Below are 16,777 nucleotides of genomic sequence, written 5' to 3'. Positions count from 1 at the left end.
GGTGCGGCCAAGATTCTTCGGCGGCGCGATAGACAAACCGATTCGTTTTCCGGCAGTGGTCCTGACGCGTGGCGCATCGGGCCACGTCCGGCCGGACATCCAGGATGCTCGCGCGCGCTCCAGCAACGGCCGCCCCGGAGCTGGAAATCAAGTTTCAGCTTGGCGTCGGCGCCGTGGAGGCGCTGGAGCGGGAGCTGTTTCCCGCCGACCAGGCCAAGACCTCCAGACTACACGCGATCTATTTCGACACAGCCCGGCACACCTTGCGTGATGGGGGCTTCAGCCTTCGGGTGCGGCGCAAGGGCGAGGCGCACATCCAGACTCTCAAGCACCGGGGCGCGGGCGCCCTCTTCGAACGCAACGAGTGGGAAGTCCCGGTCGCGGGTCCGGACCTCGACCTGACGGCCCTGGCCGAGACGCCAGCGCCCGCCACCGTGGGTGACGGGCAGCTCTCCCCCGCGTTCACCGTCGAGGTCGAGCGCAGGATCCACATCTGGTCCGAAGGCGAGACGCGGATCGAGGTCAGCTTCGATACCGGGCTGATCACCGCCGACGGTCGGACCGAGCCGGTCGGCGAGCTCGAGCTGGAGCTTCTGAGCGGCGCGCCGCAGGCCCTGTTCGATCTGGCGCGTCGCCTGCTGGACGAAGCCGACCTGACCCTGCTGCTGGAGAGCAAGGCGGAGCGGGGCTATCGGCTCGTGGGCCATGATGGGGTGGCGGCGCTCCGCGCTCAGAAGACAGCGGTCGGGCCGAGAACCAGCGGTGGCGAGGCTTTCCAGCTCATCGCCCGGGAAGCCCTCGTGCAGATCGCCGGCAACGCCCGGTTGCTACAACGCGCGCACAATCCCGACGTCTTGCATCAGCTGAGGGTCGGCCTACGCCGCCTGCGCGCCGCGTTGTCGGTCTTCAAGGCTATGCTGGATGCCGAAGGCCTCAACGTCGCCCGCGCAGAGAGCCGCTGGCTCGCCGCCGAGCTGTCCGAAGCCCGCGACATCGACGTCTTCCTACAAAAGGCTCGCGATCAGGACGAGATCGAGGAGAACCCCGGCCGCGCTGCGCTCTTCCGCGCCCTGCGCCACGCTCAGGCGGAGGCCTACGAACGCGCCCTGGCCGCGGTGCGCTCGGAACGATTCCGCAGGCTGCTCCTCACCCTCGCGGAGTGGATCGAAATCGGTCCCTGGCGCGCGACGTCGGACGGTCGCCGAAAGACCCTCAGGGAGGGGCCCGCCGCCGCTCTTGCGGCCCCCGTCATGGATCGGCTGGATCATCGCCTGCGTCGTCGCTCGCACAAGTTCACGAAGCTGGACGTCGACGCCCGGCATGACGTGCGCAAACAGGCGAAAAAGCTTCGCTATGCGACCGCCTTCTTCGCGGAAGCTTTCCCCGAGCATCCGAAGCGACGGCAACGCTTCACAGCCGCCCTCAAGCTGGTCCAGGACAGGCTGGGCGACTTGAACGACCTCGCCGTGGCGCAGGCCGTGATCACGCGGGCCGCGGGCAAGCGCTCCAGCGAACTGGCCTTCGCCGCCGGCCTGGAGCTTGGCCGCGCCAGCCGACGTGAGGAAGAGCTGCTCACCGCGGCCAACGACGCGTTGAAGGCGTATCGGCGCACACGCCCCTTCTGGTCGGCCCCGGCCGATGATGAGGACCTTAACCTTTCCCGGCCACGCTTGCGCCCCGCCTGACGCTGGTCGAGAATTCATAGATGCCGCCGCCCAACGACGTCGCTCGAATGACAGTCTCCGCTACGGCGCCGGCTGTCCCCGATGCGGCCGCGGCGTCTGTCGAGGACCTTGCCGCCTCGCCGGCGCGCTTCTTCAACCGCGAACTATCCTGGCTGGCCTTCAATAGGCGGGTGCTCGCCGAGAGCATGAATCCCCGCCATCCGCTGCTCGAACGGCTGCGGTTCCTGGCCATCAGCGCCAACAACCTCGACGAATTTTACATGGTCCGGGTGGCGGGCCTGAAGGCGCAGGTGCGCGAAAGCGTGCGTGTGCTGAGCCAGGACGGCCTGACGCCCGCCGAACAGCTCGTGCGCGTGAACGAGGCGGCGGCCGACCTGATGGCCGACCAGCAGAAGCGGTGGAGCGAACTGCGCGACGAGCTAGCGGGCGAAGGCCTGCGCTACATTTCCGCGGACGAGGTCACAGAGGGCGAGCGCGTCCATCTGGAACGCCGCTTCCTGTCCGAACTGTTCCCCGTGCTGACCCCGCTGGCGATCGACCCGGCGCATCCCTTTCCGTTCATCCCCAACCTGGCGTTTTCGCTGGTGCTGAAGATCCGCCGCATCGCGGATGGCCGGCAGCTCTACGCCCTGGCGCCGTTGCCCGCGCAGGTTGCCCGCTTCTGGGATGTGGCGCCCGGCCGCCCGTCCACGCGTCGCAAGGCGCAGCGTCGGGTGATCTCGCTGGAAAGCATGGTCACGCTCTTCCTCGACCATCTCTTCCCTGGCTGCGAGGTCGAACAGCAGGGGGTCTTCCGCCTGATCCGCGACTCCGACGTCGAGATCGAGGAAGAAGCCGAAGATCTCGTCCGCGAGTTCGAGGCGCGCCTCAAGCAGCGCCGGCTGGGCTCGGTGGTGCGTATCGAGATCGAAGACGACATGCCCGAGGAGCTACGGGCCTTCATCCTGCAGAGCCTGGGCGTCGAACCCGAGGACGTGATCGTGTTCGATGGTCTCCTGGGCCTGGACGAACTCACCCAGCTGATCCCCTCAGACCGCCCCGACCTCAAGTTCAAGCCGTTCGAGCCCCGCTTCCCGGAGCGGATCCGCGACCACGGCGGCGATTGCTTCGCCGCAATCCGCGAGAAGGACATCCTGGTCCACCATCCGTTCGAAAGCTTCGACGTGGTCGTCCAGTTCCTGCGCCAGGCCGCCCGGGACCCGAACGTCCTCGCGATCAAGCAGACTCTCTACCGCACCTCGAAGGACAGTCCGATCGTGGCCGCACTGATCGAGGCGGCGGAGAACGGCAAGAACGTCACCGCGGTCATCGAGATCAAGGCGCGGTTCGACGAGGAGGCCAACCTCAAGTGGGCCCGCGACCTTGAGCGGGCCGGCGTCCACGTCGTCTATGGCTTCATCGAGTACAAGACGCACGCCAAGCTGTCGGTCGTGGTTCGAAAGGAAGGCGAGCAGCTGCGCAGCTACTGCCATTTCGGGACCGGCAACTATCATCCGATCACCGCGCGCATCTACACCGACCTCTCCCTGTTCACGACCGAGCCCCCGTTCGGACGCGATGCGGCGAAGCTGTTCAACTACGTCACCGGCTACGCCCAGCCCGTCGGGCTGGAGCGGCTGTCGTTCTCGCCCATCACCCTGAAGCGCGACCTGCTGCGGATGATCGGTGACGAGGCGCACAACGCTCGCGCCGGCAAGCCGGCCGGCATATGGGCGAAGATGAACTCGCTGGTGGATCCGGAGATCATCGATGCGCTCTACGCCGCCGGTCAGGCTGGCGTGCCCATCGACCTGGTGATCCGAGGCATCTGCTGCCTGCGCCCCGGCCTGCCCGGCCTGTCCGAGAACATCCGGGTCAAGTCGATCGTCGGGCGCTTCCTCGAACACGGGCGCATCGTCGCGTTCGCCAACGGTCACGCGATCCCCTCGCAGCATGCTCGCGTGTTCATGTCCTCGGCGGACTGGATGCCGCGAAACCTGGACCGGCGGGTCGAGGTTATGACCCCGATCGAGAACCCGACAGTGCACCAGCAGGTTCTCCAGCAGATCATGCTCGCCAACCTGAAGGATGAGGCGCAGAGCTGGACCCTGGACGCCGACGGCCGCTATAGGCGTGATCCTGCCTGGGACCACCCGAACGCCTTCTCGGCGCATGAGTATTTCATGACCAATCCCAGCCTTTCCGGTCGCGGGCAGAAAGTGAAGGACATGCCGCGCGCGATCGAAAATGTGGCCTCGCGGGGATAGCGCCGTTCGTCCCGACGGTCGCCAGGCGGCGGTCATCGACGTCGGATCCAACTCCGTTCGCCTGGTGATCTACCGGGTCGACGGGCGCGCGCTCTGGACGATCTACAACGAAAAGGTGGTCGCGGGTCTTGGCAGGGACCTGCCGGCGACGGGCCGCCTCTCGCCGGAAGGCGTAGAGGCCGCGATCGGGGCTCTCCGGCGGTTCCGCGCGGTTCTCGACGGCTGGAAGGCCGACGAAGTGACGACCGCTGCGACGGCCGCGGTGCGCGAGGCGGCGGACGGCCGCGCGTTCCTGAAGCGGGTGCATGACGAGACCGGACTGGATATCCGCATCCTGTCAGGCGAGGAGGAGGCAAGGTACGCCGCGCTCGGCGTGATCTGCGGCCAGCCGGACGCGGAGGGCGTCGTCGGCGACCTCGGCGGTTCGAGCCTGGAACTGGTCCGGCTGAACGGGATGGCCGACGCCGAGGGCGTGACCCTGCCGCTCGGCCCCTTCGCCCTGGGGGCTCCCAAGCCCCTGGTCGCCGACCGTATCCGTCGGCTGGTGGACGACCATCTGTCGCCCCTCGCAAGCCGTTACGCCAGCCCGGAGTTTCACGCCGTCGGGGGCGCGTGGCGAAACCTCGCCCTCCTGCACATGCAGGTCGCGGACTACCCGCTGCACGTGGCCCATCAGTATGAGATCACTCGCGCCGACGCGCTCGAGCTGACACGCTTCGTGCAACGCCAGTCCCGCTCGTCGCTCGAGGGCATCCAGGGCCTCTCCAAGAAGCGCTACGACACCCTGCCCTACTCTGCGCTGGTGCTGGAGCGGGCGATCGAGCGCATGGGGATCCAGCGGCTCGTCATCTCTGCCTATGGGGTCCGCGAAGGCATGCTGCTCGAAGCCATGCCTCCCGAGGTGCGGCAGCTCGATCCGCTGACCGAGGGCTGCGAGGCGCTCACCGCCCAGCGCGGGATTTCGCCGGCCCTTGGTCACGCGCTGGAAGTGTGGCTGGCGCCGATGTTCGAACGGCTACCGCCCCTCTTCGACGGCCGGGACGCCCTCCTGACGTCCGCGGCCTGCCGCCTGGCCGATCTCGGCGCCCGGCTGCACCCCGACCATAGGGCCGACCTCGCGTTCGAACAGGTCCTCAGAGCGCCGCTGGCAGGTCTCAGCCATCCCGAGCGGGCCTTCCTCGCCTGCGTCGCCTTCTCGAGACACTCGGCCGCCAGCCAGCCGCCGGGCGCTGCGGCGCTTAGCCGGATCCTCTCCAACGAGCGGCGCCAGCGCGCGCGGGCCCTGGGCTCAGCCATCCGCCTGGGGTGCGACCTGTCCGGCCACAATCCGCGCCTGCTGGAGATGTCCGCCGTCGCCATCCGCGGCGACCGCCTCGTCCTGTCGGTCCTGGCCGGTTGGGAGGACATGCTTCTGGGCGAGCAGACCGCTCGGCGCGCGCAGGCCCTTGCTCAGGCGCTGAGGCTGAAGCTGGAGTTCGGATGAGGAGTTGGGGGGCGGTCGCCCGTCCCCCCTTCAGTTGGCCTTCGGCAGGACGCGATCCGGGGTGCTGGATCTGAAGCCGGAGGGCAAATGAAGAAGGCGGCGCTCCGGTCACCCGGAACACCGCCCTCTGAACCAGATCCGTTGGGGGACCTGAGCCTTCGAGGTGGAAGCGCCGCATCGTCCTGCTGGTCGCCCAGCCACCGCTGCACCGTCTTCCGTGCCGCCTCCGTCTCGAGGACCCCGGGTCGCCCCGGAACCATCCGATCTGGAGAGCCTCCTGCCCGCCTGCCTCCCGGTCGCCCGGTCAGCCGCGCCGCAGTCCCTCTCGGCAAGTGGAGGTTCACGCGATCCCGCCGCCCCCGCAATGGCCGCTCCGCCGCCACCTGTGGAGCGTCAAGGCAAAGCTCGGTGGGCGAGCTGTGGACAATCCGGGGACCGATCCGGAAAAGCTCTGCAAGTCTGGGGCTTGCCGTTGTCCCCAGGATCCGTCGGTCAGTCGTGCTTGGCCTGACGAGGCGCGCGCCGGACCTCGACGACACGGACCCTGGCGCCATCCAGCACGAGCGCCAGTTCGCCCTTCTTCAGTTTGAGGGCGTCCTCGCCGAAGGCCTCCCGCCGCCAGCCCTTCAGCGCGCCGACATCGGCGTCGTCGTCGTTGGCGATCTGCTCCAGGTCGGAGACCGTCGCGATCAGCTTGGACGCCACCCCGGCCTCCTCGGCCCGCGCCTTCAGCAACACCTTCAGGAGCTCGACGACCGCCCCGGCGGCGGGGGAAGCGTGTTGTCGCGTCTTCTCGATCACCGGGGCATAGGCCTCGGGGTCTCTCAGCGCCTCCCGGATGGCGGCGACGAGATCGGGCCCGAAGCGCGAGCCAGAGAAGCCCTTAGGCACCGAGCGCAGCCGATCCAAGCCCTCAGCGTCCGTGGGACCCTGGGTGGCGATCTCGTCGATCGCCTCGTCCTTCAGGATCCGACCGCGCGGCTGGTCACGAAGCTGGGCGGTCCGTTCGCGCCAGGCGGCGACGGCGCGATACACCGCCAGATACTTGGCCGTGTGCCGGCGCGGACGCAGCCGCTTCCAGGCGTTCTCGGGCTCCACATCGTAGTTGGCCGCGTCGGTAAGGTCGGCCATCTCGTCGGTGACCCAGGCCAGGCGCCCTTCCCGCTCCAGACGCTCGCGCAGCATGGGATAAAGCCGCGCCAGATGGGTGACGTCCGCAATGGCGTAGGTGAGCTGGCTGTCGGTCAGCGGCCGGCGGGCCCAGTCGGTGAAGCGGGAACTCTTGTCGAGCTCGATCTTCAGCATCTGCCGCACGAGGGCGTCGTACGCGATCTGCTCGCCGAAGCCCGCCGCCATCCCCGCGATCTGGGTGTCGAACAGGGGCCGGGGCATAGCCTGAAGATTGTTGAAGATCTCGACGTCCTGCCGCGCGGCGTGGAACACCTTGAGGATCTTCGGATCGCGCAGCACGGCCAGGAACGGTTCCAGATCGATTCCGTCCGCGAGCGGATCGATGACGGCCTCGTCGGTCGGGGTCGCGGCCTGGATCAGGCAAAGCTTCGGCCAGTAGGTCGTCTCGCGCATGAACTCGGTGTCGACCGCGACAAAAGGCTGCCCTTTGATCCGGTCGCAGAAGGCTGCGAGTTCCGCTGTGGTAGTGATTGGCGTCATAAATCAGCTATAGCCCCGCGCGCGGCCGACTCTGCAAGGCCGCACGCGCGTCTCTCTGCACTCCAAGTCCGGGTTCGTAAATGTCCGAACGGCCAAACGGTCTCACCTACGCCCAGGCGGGGGTCTCAATCGACGCCGGCAATGAGCTGGTCGAACGCATCAAGCCGCTCGCGAAGTCGACCCGGCGCTCCGGGTCCGAGCCGTCGCTCGGCGGCTTCGGCGCCCTGTTCGACCTGAAGGCCGCCGGCTACGACGACCCGCTGCTGGTGACGACGACCGACGGCGTCGGCACGAAGCTGAAGGTCGCCATCGAGACGGGCATCCACGACACGGTGGGCATCGATCTCGTCGGCATGTGCGTGAACGACCTGCTGGCCCAGGGCGCCGAGCCGCTGATGTTCCTGGACTACTACGCCACCGGAAAGCTGGACGTGGAGGCCGCGGCTGCGGTCGTGTCCGGCATCGCCGAGGGCTGCCGCCAGGCGAACTGCGCCCTGGTCGGCGGCGAGACGGCTGAAATGCCCGGCATGTACGCCGAGGGCGACTACGACATGGCCGGCTTCTGCGTCGGCGCTGTCGACCGCGACAAGGTGCTGCCCCGCCTGGGAGACCAGAAGGCCGGCGACCTGCTCATCGGGATCGGCTCATCCGGGCCGCACTCCAACGGCTATTCGCTGATCCGCCGCGTCGTCGAGCGCTCCGGCCTCGCATGGGACGCCCCTGCGCCCTTCGCCGAAGATCGAACGCTCGCCCAGGCCTTGCTGGAGCCGACCCGCATCTACATCCGCTCCGTGCTGCCCCACCTGAAGGCCGGGCGCGTGAAGGGCCTCGCCCACATCACCGGCGGCGGCCTGATCGAGAACCCGCCGCGCGCCATCGCAGGAGGCCTCGTCCCGCAGTTCGACTGGAACGCCTGGACCATGCCGCCGGTGTTCCAATGGCTGCAGGAAGCGGGCGGGATCGCCGAACATGAGATGCGGCGCACCTTCAACTGCGGCGTGGGCCTTGTATTGATTGTCGAGCCTCACGATCTGCCGGACGTTCTGGAAGGTCTCGTCCAAGACGGCGAGGACGCGTTCGTGATGGGCGAGCTCGCGGCCGGCTGACCGCAACCTCCTCGCGTCGCGCGGCGTTCGGGCAGGACCTCCGCGCGTCACGAGGTTCCGCGTGCACTACGCTTTTCTGCTTATCCCGGCCCTATTGCTGGGCGCTTGCGCGACGCCGGGACGCCAGTCCGGCTATCTGTCCAGCTACGAGGGACTCGAACTCAAGGACGGCGCCCTGCGCACGAGTGTGGCGCGCCGGAGCGACCAGGCTAGCCTCGCCGCCGTATCGCGCATCACGATCGAGCCGACCCAGCTGCTAACCGGCAAGAGCGCCGCATGGCTCTCCGAGGCCGAACGTGAGGGTCTACTACGCGAAGTCGACGCGCAGCTCTGCTTCGAACTCACCGAGCGGTTCGCTCTGGCCTCGCCCGGCGAGACGGCGGACGCACGCGTGCGCGCTGTCGTTTCGCGGGTCGAACCCACCGGACGCGCGGCCTCGGCCATCTCAGCCGCCAGCGGCTTCTTCATACCCGGGCCGATCGGCATTCGCGTGCCGGGCACGGTAGGCGGGCTGGGCGCCGAAGCCGAGATGATCACGGCTGACGGCAAACAAGCGGCGGCCGTCGTCTGGAACCGCAACGCCACGCCGATCGGGACCGACGATCCCTCGCTCAGCCGCATCGGGGACGCCCTGCAGTTCGCCGAGCCATTCGGCGATGCGGTGGGCGCGGCGATGACGCCGAAGGATCGTGAGGACCGGAAGATCGAAGACCCCGATCCCTGCGCCCAGTACGGCCCGCGCTTCCGGCCCGAGGGCTGGCTGGCCTCGTTCGCCACGGGTCTCTACATCCCCCAGGCAAGCGCTGCGAAGGGCAAGAAGGCGGAGGGCGAGGAGACCAAATGAACGCTCGCCAGATCGCGGTGATCGCCGCCGTCGTCTTTGCAGTCCTGTCGCCGATCATCCAGGCGTTCGGGAACATCGGCCTGAGCGCCTCAGAATTTTCCAGAAGCGGCGACCAGACCCTCCGCGCCGCCGGCTACGCCTTCTCGATCTGGAGCCTGATCTACGCCGGGCTCATGGCATTTGCGGTCTGGCAGGCGGCGCCACGCAATCGCGACGCCCCGCTGACGAGTCGGCTCGGCTGGCCGGCCACCGCCGCCATCGTAGGTATCGGCCTGTGGATCTGGGCGTCGGCGCTGGATGCGCGCTGGGCCACCGTCGCGATCATCGTCGTGTCGGCCGTCGTCCTGATCAGCGGCCTGCTCGCGGCCAGACGATACGATACCGGAGCCTTGCTGGACTGGCTCCTGGCCTGGTGGCCCCTGGGCCTTCTTGCGGGCTGGCTGACCATCGCCTCTGCGCTGAACATCCTCACCGTCCTGACGGCGGAGGGGTACATAACCCCGGCCTCGGCGCTACCCGCCGCCGGCCTCGGGATCCTTGCCGTATCCGGGGTGACCCTGGCCATCCTCAAGATCTCGCGACTGATCGCCTATGGGGTTCCCGTCGCGTGGGGCCTGGTGGCCGTGTGGGTCGCCGAGAAGGGCGACCAGCCGCTGGTCGCCGCCGCCGCGCTCGCCGCCGCGATTGTCATCGGCCTCTTCGCGGCCTGGCTCGCCCGGTCTCGCGCGCCGGCCTCCTGACCCCTGGCCTCAGCGCAGTCCGGCGTTGATCCGGTCCAGCGCCGCCTGCCCCGGCACGAGTTCTGCCTCCCCGAGCTGGTTCAGCGGCGTGTCGACGGTGCCGATAGATTCGTGCAGGTCGCCCGCATCCGGATCGACATAGAGCAGCCCGGTGACGATCTGTCCCCTCGCCTGCCGGGCCTGGAGATAGCCCAGGGCCTGCGCACGGCTGTTCGGGTTGTAGAGCTCGTTCAGCTTGTGCAGCGACAGGATCGAGCCGTCATGCTGCTGCACTCGGACCGTCTCCCCCGGCTTGTAGTCGACGTGGATCGGGTCGCGCGGGGTGATGACATCGAGCCGGTTCACCGCCTCGTTGTGCTCGCGCACATAGTCGTAGCTCTTGGTCGAGCCGTTGTGGTTGTTGAACTGCACGCACGGGCTCACGCAGTCGATGAACGCCGCGCCCTTGTGCGCCAGGCCCGCCTTGATCAGCGGAACCAGTTGCGCCTTGTCGCCCGAAAAACTCCGTCCGACGAAGGTGGCGCCCATCTGCAGGGCCAGGCTGACCATGTCGATGCCGGCGTCGTGGTTCACGACGCCCTTCTTCGACTTCGAGCCCTTGTCCGACGTGGCCGAGAACTGGCCCTTCGTCAGGCCGTACACTCCGTTGTTCTCGACGATGTAGAGCATGTTCACGCCGCGCCGGATGGCGTGGGCGAACTGGCCGAGGCCGATGGACGCCGAGTCCCCGTCGCCCGAAACGCCCAGGTAGATCAGGTCTCGGTTGGCGAGGTTCGCGCCGGTCAGAACGGACGGCATCCGGCCGTGGACGGTGTTGAACCCGTGACTGTTGCCCAGGAAGTAGTCCGGCGTCTTCGACGAGCAGCCGATACCCGACAGCTTGGCCACCCGATGCGGCGGCAACTCCAGCTCGAAACAGGCCTGGATGATCGCTGCGGAGATGCTGTCGTGGCCGCAGCCCGCACACAGCGTCGAGACCGAACCTTCGTAGTCGCGGCGCGTATAGCCGAGACTGTTGGTAGGCAGCTTCGGGTGATGGAGCTGGGGCTTCAGGATGTAGGTCATTCCGCCGCCTCGATCTGGCCCAGCGCCATCCGCTGGGCGATGGCGCCCGCGATGAAGCGCGCGGTGATGGGGGTGCCGTCGTAGTGGAGGACCGGCTCCAGCTTTGCAGGGTTCACGTCACCCTCGTTTACGATCAGGGTGCGAAGCTGGGCGTCGCGGTTCTGCTCGACCACGAAAACGCGCTCGTGCGCCGCAATGAACTCGTAGACGAGATCCGGGAACGGGAAGGCCCGCACCTGCAGCGCGTCGAGCCGGCGCCCTTGCGCTTCCAGCATCTCCAGCGCCTCGTCCATCGCCGGGGTGGTGGAGCCGAAATAGATCACCCCGTCCTTGGTCTTGCCCTTGGCCGGCTTCAGCACCGGCTGCGGCACGAGCGATTTGGCTGTCTCGAACTTCCGGAGCAGCCGCTCCATGTTGTCGACGTAGACCGCGCCTTCCTCGGAGTAGCGCGCGTACGGGTTCCGGGAGGTGCCGCGGGTGAAGTAGCCGCCCTTGGTCGGGTGCGTCCCTGGATAGGTCCTGTACGGAATTCCGTCGCCATCGACCTCTTTGTATCGGCCGAAGTCGGCGCCCGCCTCGAGCATCTCGGCGGTCATCACCTTGCCCCGGTCCAGCTTGCGGCTGTCGTCCCAGGAGAACGGCTTGGTGAGCCACTCCTGCATGCCGATATCGAGGTCGAGCATCACGAAGACGGTCGTCTGCAGGCGGTCGGCGAGGTCGAAGGCCTGGGCGCCCATCTCGAAGCAGTCGCCGGGGTCGGCCGGCAGCAGCATCACATGCTTGGTGTCGCCATGACCGGCGTAGGCGGCGGCCAGCAGGTCCGCCTGCTGGGTGCGCGTCGGCATGCCCGTGGACGGTCCGCCCCGCTGCACGTCGAAGATCACCGCCGGGATCTCGGCGAAATAGCTGAGCCCGATGAACTCGGTCATCAGCGACACGCCTGGCCCAGAGGTGGCCGTGAAGGCGCGGCAGCCGTTCCAGCCCGCGCCGACGACCATGCCGATGGAAGCGATCTCGTCTTCGGCCTGGATGATGGCGTAGCGCGACTTTCCAGTCTCAGGATCCTCGCGCAACTCGCCGCAATAACTCATGAAAGCTTCCGCCAGTGAGGTCGACGGCGTGATCGGGTACCAGGCGCATACCGTGGCGCCGCCGTAGACTGCGCCCAAGCCCGCGGCCTGGTTGCCTTCCACATAGATCCGGTCGCCCACCCCGTCCGAGCGCCGTACCTGCAGCGGCAGCGGCGAGAGGTGCTTGAGGGCATAGGCGTAGCCCATGTGCAGGGCCTCGACGTTGGCCCTGATCAGCCGGTCCTTGCCGGCGAAATCCTCGGCCAGCAGCGCCTCGATCACATCGGTGTCCATGCCAAGAAGCGCCGCCAAGGCTCCGACATAGATGGTGTTCTTGAAGAGCTGGCGTTCGCGCGGAAGCTCATAGGCCTCGTTGCACATGGCCGTCAGCGGCACACCGATGACCGTGATGTCGTCGCGGAACTTGGATCCCGGAAGAGGTTTGGTGGAGTCGTAGAAGAGGAACCCGCCGCTCTCGATCTCGGCCACGTCGCGGTCCCAGGTCTGCGGGTTCATCGCGACCATCAGGTCCACCCCGCCCCTGCGGCCGAGATAGCCCGCCTCGGTGATGCGCACCTCGTACCAGGTCGGCAGTCCCTGGATGTTCGACGGGAAGATATTCCGGGCCGCGACCGGCACGCCCATCCGGATCACGGAGCGGGCGAAGAGACCATTCGCACTCGCCGATCCCGAACCGTTCACATTGGCGAACTTGACGACGAAGTCGTTGATCCGGGGCTTGCCCGCCTGGGCCTTCAGCGTGTCAGGCATTGCGGCCCCGCGTGCGTCATCTCGAGGAAGAACTTCTGCATGTCCCAGGCGCCGGTCGGGCACCGCTCGGCGCACAGGCCGCAGTGAAGGCAGACGTCCTCGTCCTTGGCCATCACGCGGCCGGTGGCCAGACGCCCCGAGACGTAGAGATCCTGGGTCAGGTTCTGGGCCGGCGCCTTCAGCCGGTCACGGAGGTCCCCCTCCTCGCCGTCGTCGGTGAAGGTGATGCAGTCCATCGGACAGATGTCGACGCACGCATCGCACTCGATGCAGAGCTTGTCGGTGAAGACGGTCTGCACATCGCAGTTCAGGCACCGCTGGGCCTCCCGCAGCGCCAGCTCCCGGTCGAAGCCGAGTTCCACCTCCAACCGCACGTCTCGCAGCGCCTCGGCCTTCTCGCGCATCGGCACCCGGTGGCGCATGTCGTTGGAGATGTCGTTGTCGTAGCTCCACTCGTGGATGCCCATCTTCTGGCTGACCAGCGTCACGCCGGGCCTCGGACGCTCCGCAACGTCCTCCCCGTGGCAGAACTTGTGGATGGAGACCGCCGCCTCGTGCCCGTGGGCCACCGCCCAGATGATGTTCTTGGGCCCGAACGCCGCGTCCCCACCGAAGAAGACGTTCGGAAGCGTCGACTGGAACGTGATGGGATCGACCTTCGGCATATGCCAGTCGTCGAACTCCAGGCCGATGTCGTCCTCGATCCAGGGGAAGGCGTTCTCCTGCCCGACGGCCACCAGCACATCGTCGCATTCGTAGTGTTCGTCGGGCTCGCCGGACGGCACGAGCCTGCGTCGGCCGCGCGCGTCGTATTCCGCGGCCACCACCTCGAAGAGGACCCCGGTGAGCCGGCCGTTCTCGTGGGTGAAGGCCTTCGGAACCCGGTAGTTGAGGATCGGGATGTCCTCGTGCAGCGCGTCTTCCTTCTCCCAGGGCGAGGCCTTCATCTCCTCGAACCCCGACCGCACGATCACCTTGACGTCCTCGCCGCCGAGGCGGCGCGACGTGCGGCAGCAGTCCATGGCGGTGTTGCCGCCGCCCAGGACGATCACCCGTCGCCCGATCCTGTCCACGTGCCCGAACGACACGTTGGCCAACCAGTCGATGCCGATGTGGATATTGGCGGCGGCCTCCTGCCGGCCCGGCAAGTCAAGGTCCCGGCCGCGCGGCGCGCCGGAGCCCACGAAAACGGCGTCGTAGCCTTCGGCGACCAGCGCCTTGAGACTGTCCACCCGCTGTCCCAGCCGCAATTCGATGCCCCCGAGGCGGGTGACGTATCCGACCTCCTCGTCGATCACCTCCTCCGGCAGCCGGAAGCGGGGAATCTGGCTGCGGATGAAACCGCCGGCCTTCGCTTCTGCATCGTAGAGCACGAGATCGTAGCCGAGCATCGCCAGGTCCCGAGCCACGGTCAATGAGGCCGGGCCGGCCCCCACCAGGGCCACCCGCTTGCCGTTGCGCGCCGTCGCCGGCTCGGGCATGCGCGAGACCACCTCGCCCTTGTTATCCGCGGCCACGCGCTTCAGCCGGCAGATCGCCACTGGCTCGTCCTCGACGCGCCCGCGTCGACAGGCCGGCTCGCAAGGCCGGTCGCATGTGCGACCCAGCACGCCGGGGAAGACGTTGGATTTCCAGTTGACCAGGTAGGCGTCGCCATAGCGCCCGTCGGCGATCAGCCGGATGTATTCAGGAACCGGCGTATGGGCGGGACAGGCCCACTGGCAGTCTACGACCTTATGAAAATAGTCGGACTCAAGCTTACCCGTGCGCTGCAAAACTCGCTTCCTTCCCGGGACGCTCTACTCCCGGGGCCTGGAAGACGAACCCTGCCCGCGGCAGAGTTGGCCCCGCGCCCCGACGCGGCGTTCATCTGAGAACGGTACGACCGGTACGCTGGGGAAGCCAACCGATTCCTGATCGCGGTTCACTGAAATCAATTGCAGCAACTTCGCGGGCCATCACCCCATCAGGCGTCGTTCGGCACGATCCCTCCAACGCAACTGTGAACAGCGGGCCGACGATTGCACGCAAACACGCCTTGGCGGACGTCACAGGTAAATGATACCTTAATCGACGGGAGAGGCCCCCGCCGTGCGGGGAGACTGGGAGAAGCCTTCATGGACATGCCGACCGAACGCGTGCCCGAGACCGCGACCCCTTCGTTCGACGACGTCGCGGCCAGCGCGATGCCGCTGGACCCGGCCGAGGCGTTCGACCTGCACCGCGCGATCAACGAGCGCCGGGCCCAGGTGGAGAACGCCGAGATGCTGCGCCGGCTTCGCTCTCTCTGAGCGCACCGAGGCGAGATATTTCGCACGTCTGAAATCGGGTTTAGCTCGGTCACGAGCCGCCGCTGCTGCGCGCGCGAATGTCGGGACATGCCTCGATACGAAAACGGCGTCACCCCGGAGAGGATGACGCCGTTCGGATATCTGTTGCGAGGGGTCGCGCCTACCCGGTGTAGCCTTCCGGCAGGTCGTCTTCCTTCAGCAGCTCGTCCTTCGACACGGCCTTCTCCTCGACCTTCGCCTTGGACAGGATCAGGTCGACGACTTTGTCCTCGAAGATCGGGGCGCGAAGCTGCGCCTGGGCGTTCGGGTTCTCGCGCAGCAGGTTGAACACCTGCTGGGCCTGCGGACCGTACTTGCGCGCTTCCGCCAGGATCGCCTGGCTCAGCTCCTGCTCGGTCACCGTCACATTGGCGCCCCGACCGATCTCGGCCAGCACGAGGCCCAGGCGGACCCGGCGCTCGGCGATCTTGCGGTATTCCTTCTCAAGCTGCTCTTCGGACTTGTCCTTGTCCTCGGGCGGCAGCGAGCCGGCTTCCTTGTCCTGCTGCACCTGCTGCCAGATCGAGCCGAACTCGGCCTCGACCATCTTCGGCGGCAGCGGGAAGTCGTGCTTGGTGTCCAGCTGGTCCAGCAGCGCGCGCTTCAGCTTGAAACGCGACGCGCCAGCGTACTGCTGTTCGAGGTTGCCCTTCACCAGGTCCTTCAGGGCCTGGAGACTCTCGAGGCCCAGCCGCTTGGCGAACTCGTCGTCGGCGGGCGCGTCCACGGGGGCGCGGACTTCCTTCACCTTGGTCTCGAACTCGGCGTCCTTACCGGCCAGGTGAGCGGCCTGGTATTCGGCCGGGAACGTCACCTTAACGGTCACGTCACTGTCGGGCTTGGCGCCGACGAGCTGCTCTTCGAACCCGGGGATGAACTGGCCGGAGCCCAGGACCAGCTCCACGTCGTTGGCCGTCCCGCCCTCGAAGGCCTCGCCATCCACGCGGCCGATGAAGTCGATGACCACCTGATCGCCGTCCTTGGCCTTGACCGTTTTGCCCGTGCGGGGCTCGAAGGTGCGGTTCTGCTTGGCGAGGTCGGCGACCGCCTCGTCCACCTCGGCGTCGGTCGGCTCGTAGACCGGCTTCTCGAGCGAGAGCGTCGCCGCATCCACCGGCTCGAACTCGGGCATCAGATCGACGGCCAGCTCAAAGGCCAGGTCGGCCTTGCCGTCCATCACGGCCTCGATGTCGCCTTCCGGCGTGAGGTTCGGATCGCCAGCGGGGCGCAGCTTGTTGTCGTCCAGCACCTTCTGGGTGCTTTCGGTCAGGGCCTGCTGAACCACTTCGCTCATCAGCGCCTTGCCGTAGAGGCGGCGCACGTGGGCCGCGGGCACCTTGCCGGGGCGGAAGCCCTTCACGTTGAGGGTCGGGGCGATTTCCTTGATCCGCGCCTCAAGACGTTCGGCCAGCTCCGCGACGGGGACCGTGACGCCGTAGACCCGGCTCAGACCTTCGCCAGACTTCTCAACGATTTGCAGCGACATTTTCTAGTTTCCCGGACCCGGCGCGCGATGCGCTTCGTCCGCCTCTGACGTCAAACGGGGAAGGCCGCCGGACAGGGCCCGGCGGCGCGAAGCGGCCCTTATGTCACGGTCGGCCGGCCCGTCCAAGCCCCTCCCTCTTGACGCGGGACGTCGGGGCCGCGATGGCAGGATCGCTGCGTGCGGATGTGGCGGAATTGGTAGACGCACTGGATTTAGGTTCCAGCGCCGCGAGGCGTGGAGGTTCGACTCCTCTCATCCGCACCAGCCGGCCTCTGGCGGC

At 67.5% G+C, this 16,777-nt stretch carries 12 protein-coding genes and 1 tRNA gene; 8 read left to right on the top strand and 5 right to left on the bottom strand.

The annotated features are described in order from the left end of the window. Positions 1–104: 104 nt before the first annotated feature. The 3 genes from DJ019_RS01215 to DJ019_RS01205 are packed head-to-tail and all read left to right on the top strand — an operon-like array spanning position 105 to position 5,414. A complete protein-coding gene (locus DJ019_RS01215) occupies positions 105–1,685 on the top strand; it encodes a CYTH and CHAD domain-containing protein (RefSeq protein ID WP_111274162.1) in 1,581 nt (526 codons plus the stop codon). A gap of 47 nt (positions 1,686–1,732) precedes the next feature. Then, entirely contained in the window at positions 1,733–3,931 is a 2,199-nt protein-coding gene (locus DJ019_RS01210; RefSeq protein WP_111274733.1) for an RNA degradosome polyphosphate kinase, read from the top strand. Then, on the top strand, positions 3,912–5,414 hold the full coding sequence (locus tag DJ019_RS01205) for a Ppx/GppA phosphatase family protein (RefSeq protein WP_111274161.1): 1,503 nt from the start codon (positions 3,912–3,914) through the stop codon (positions 5,412–5,414). Before DJ019_RS01210 ends, DJ019_RS01205 begins: the two co-directional genes overlap by 20 nt. Before the next feature lie 492 nt (positions 5,415–5,906). Here DJ019_RS01205 and rnd read toward each other — a convergent pair whose 3' ends face one another. After that, a complete protein-coding gene (gene rnd / locus DJ019_RS01200) occupies positions 5,907–7,085 on the bottom strand; it encodes a ribonuclease D (RefSeq protein ID WP_111274160.1) in 1,179 nt (392 codons plus the stop codon). An 80-nt stretch (positions 7,086–7,165) separates the two neighbouring features. Here rnd and purM point away from each other — a divergent pair, with 80 nt between their 5' ends. From purM to DJ019_RS01185, 3 genes are all read left to right on the top strand, one after another. After that, positions 7,166–8,191, top strand: a complete 1,026-nt coding sequence (purM, locus tag DJ019_RS01195) for a phosphoribosylformylglycinamidine cyclo-ligase (RefSeq protein WP_111274159.1) — start codon at positions 7,166–7,168, stop codon at positions 8,189–8,191. A 61-nt stretch (positions 8,192–8,252) separates the two neighbouring features. After that, positions 8,253–9,035, top strand: coding sequence for a DUF3313 domain-containing protein (locus tag DJ019_RS01190; protein WP_111274158.1), 783 nt, complete (start codon positions 8,253–8,255; stop codon positions 9,033–9,035). Then, on the top strand, positions 9,032–9,775 hold the full coding sequence (locus tag DJ019_RS01185; RefSeq protein ID WP_111274157.1) for a hypothetical protein: 744 nt from the start codon (positions 9,032–9,034) through the stop codon (positions 9,773–9,775). Before DJ019_RS01190 ends, DJ019_RS01185 begins: the two co-directional genes overlap by 4 nt. A 9-nt stretch (positions 9,776–9,784) precedes the next feature. Here DJ019_RS01185 and DJ019_RS01180 read toward each other — a convergent pair whose 3' ends face one another. The 3 genes from DJ019_RS01180 to DJ019_RS01170 are packed head-to-tail and all read right to left on the bottom strand — an operon-like array spanning position 9,785 to position 14,456. Beyond that, the gene (locus DJ019_RS01180) at positions 9,785–10,840 is read right to left on the bottom strand and encodes a 2-oxoacid:ferredoxin oxidoreductase subunit beta (protein WP_111274156.1); all 1,056 of its coding nucleotides are present in this window, start codon (positions 10,838–10,840) and stop codon (positions 9,785–9,787) included. Next, a complete protein-coding gene (locus tag DJ019_RS01175) occupies positions 10,837–12,681 on the bottom strand; it encodes a 2-oxoacid:acceptor oxidoreductase subunit alpha (protein WP_111274155.1) in 1,845 nt (614 codons plus the stop codon). Before DJ019_RS01175 ends, DJ019_RS01180 begins: the two co-directional genes overlap by 4 nt. Continuing rightward, entirely contained in the window at positions 12,666–14,456 is a 1,791-nt protein-coding gene (locus tag DJ019_RS01170) for an FAD-dependent oxidoreductase (protein WP_111274154.1), read from the bottom strand. Before DJ019_RS01170 ends, DJ019_RS01175 begins: the two co-directional genes overlap by 16 nt. A 342-nt stretch (positions 14,457–14,798) precedes the next feature. Between DJ019_RS01170 and DJ019_RS20825 the strand changes: the two genes are divergently transcribed. Beyond that, positions 14,799–14,972 carry a hypothetical protein gene (locus DJ019_RS20825; RefSeq protein WP_165843847.1) on the top strand — a complete coding sequence of 58 codons (174 nt, stop codon included), beginning with the start codon at positions 14,799–14,801 and terminating at the stop codon, positions 14,970–14,972. A gap of 160 nt (positions 14,973–15,132) precedes the next feature. Here the strand turns inward: DJ019_RS20825 and tig are convergent, their stop codons facing one another. Then, the gene (gene tig, locus DJ019_RS01165; protein WP_276309969.1) at positions 15,133–16,491 is read right to left on the bottom strand and encodes a trigger factor; all 1,359 of its coding nucleotides are present in this window, start codon (positions 16,489–16,491) and stop codon (positions 15,133–15,135) included. Between the two features lie 185 nt (positions 16,492–16,676). Between tig and DJ019_RS01160 the strand changes: the two genes are divergently transcribed. Further along, positions 16,677–16,761 (top strand) — tRNA-Leu (locus tag DJ019_RS01160). The last annotated feature ends 16 nt before the right edge of the window (positions 16,762–16,777 follow it).

This window comes from Phenylobacterium kunshanense (assembly GCF_003254525.1).
GTDB classification, from domain to species: Bacteria; Pseudomonadota; Alphaproteobacteria; order Caulobacterales; family Caulobacteraceae; genus Phenylobacterium; species Phenylobacterium kunshanense.
Note: the sequence above shows the minus strand (reverse complement) of the source record. Positions and strands in the feature narration are given on the sequence as shown.

What these genes read in the sequence shown, in the direction of transcription:
- DJ019_RS01215 (WP_111274162.1), top strand. Translation starts at nt 105, where the DNA reads ATGCTCGCGCGCGCTCCAGCAACGGCCGCCCCGGAGCTGGAAATCAAG.
- DJ019_RS01210 (WP_111274733.1), top strand. Translation starts at nt 1,733, where the DNA reads ATGACAGTCTCCGCTACGGCGCCGGCTGTCCCCGATGCGGCCGCGGCG.
- DJ019_RS01205 (WP_111274161.1), top strand. Translation starts at nt 3,912, where the DNA reads ATGTGGCCTCGCGGGGATAGCGCCGTTCGTCCCGACGGTCGCCAGGCG.
- rnd (WP_111274160.1), bottom strand. Translation starts at nt 7,085, where the DNA reads ATGACGCCAATCACTACCACAGCGGAACTCGCAGCCTTCTGCGACCGG.
- purM (WP_111274159.1), top strand. Translation starts at nt 7,166, where the DNA reads ATGTCCGAACGGCCAAACGGTCTCACCTACGCCCAGGCGGGGGTCTCA.
- DJ019_RS01185 (WP_111274157.1), top strand. Translation starts at nt 9,032, where the DNA reads ATGAACGCTCGCCAGATCGCGGTGATCGCCGCCGTCGTCTTTGCAGTC.
- DJ019_RS01180 (WP_111274156.1), bottom strand. Translation starts at nt 10,840, where the DNA reads ATGACCTACATCCTGAAGCCCCAGCTCCATCACCCGAAGCTGCCTACC.
- DJ019_RS01175 (WP_111274155.1), bottom strand. Translation starts at nt 12,681, where the DNA reads ATGCCTGACACGCTGAAGGCCCAGGCGGGCAAGCCCCGGATCAACGAC.
- DJ019_RS20825 (WP_165843847.1), top strand. Translation starts at nt 14,799, where the DNA reads ATGGACATGCCGACCGAACGCGTGCCCGAGACCGCGACCCCTTCGTTC.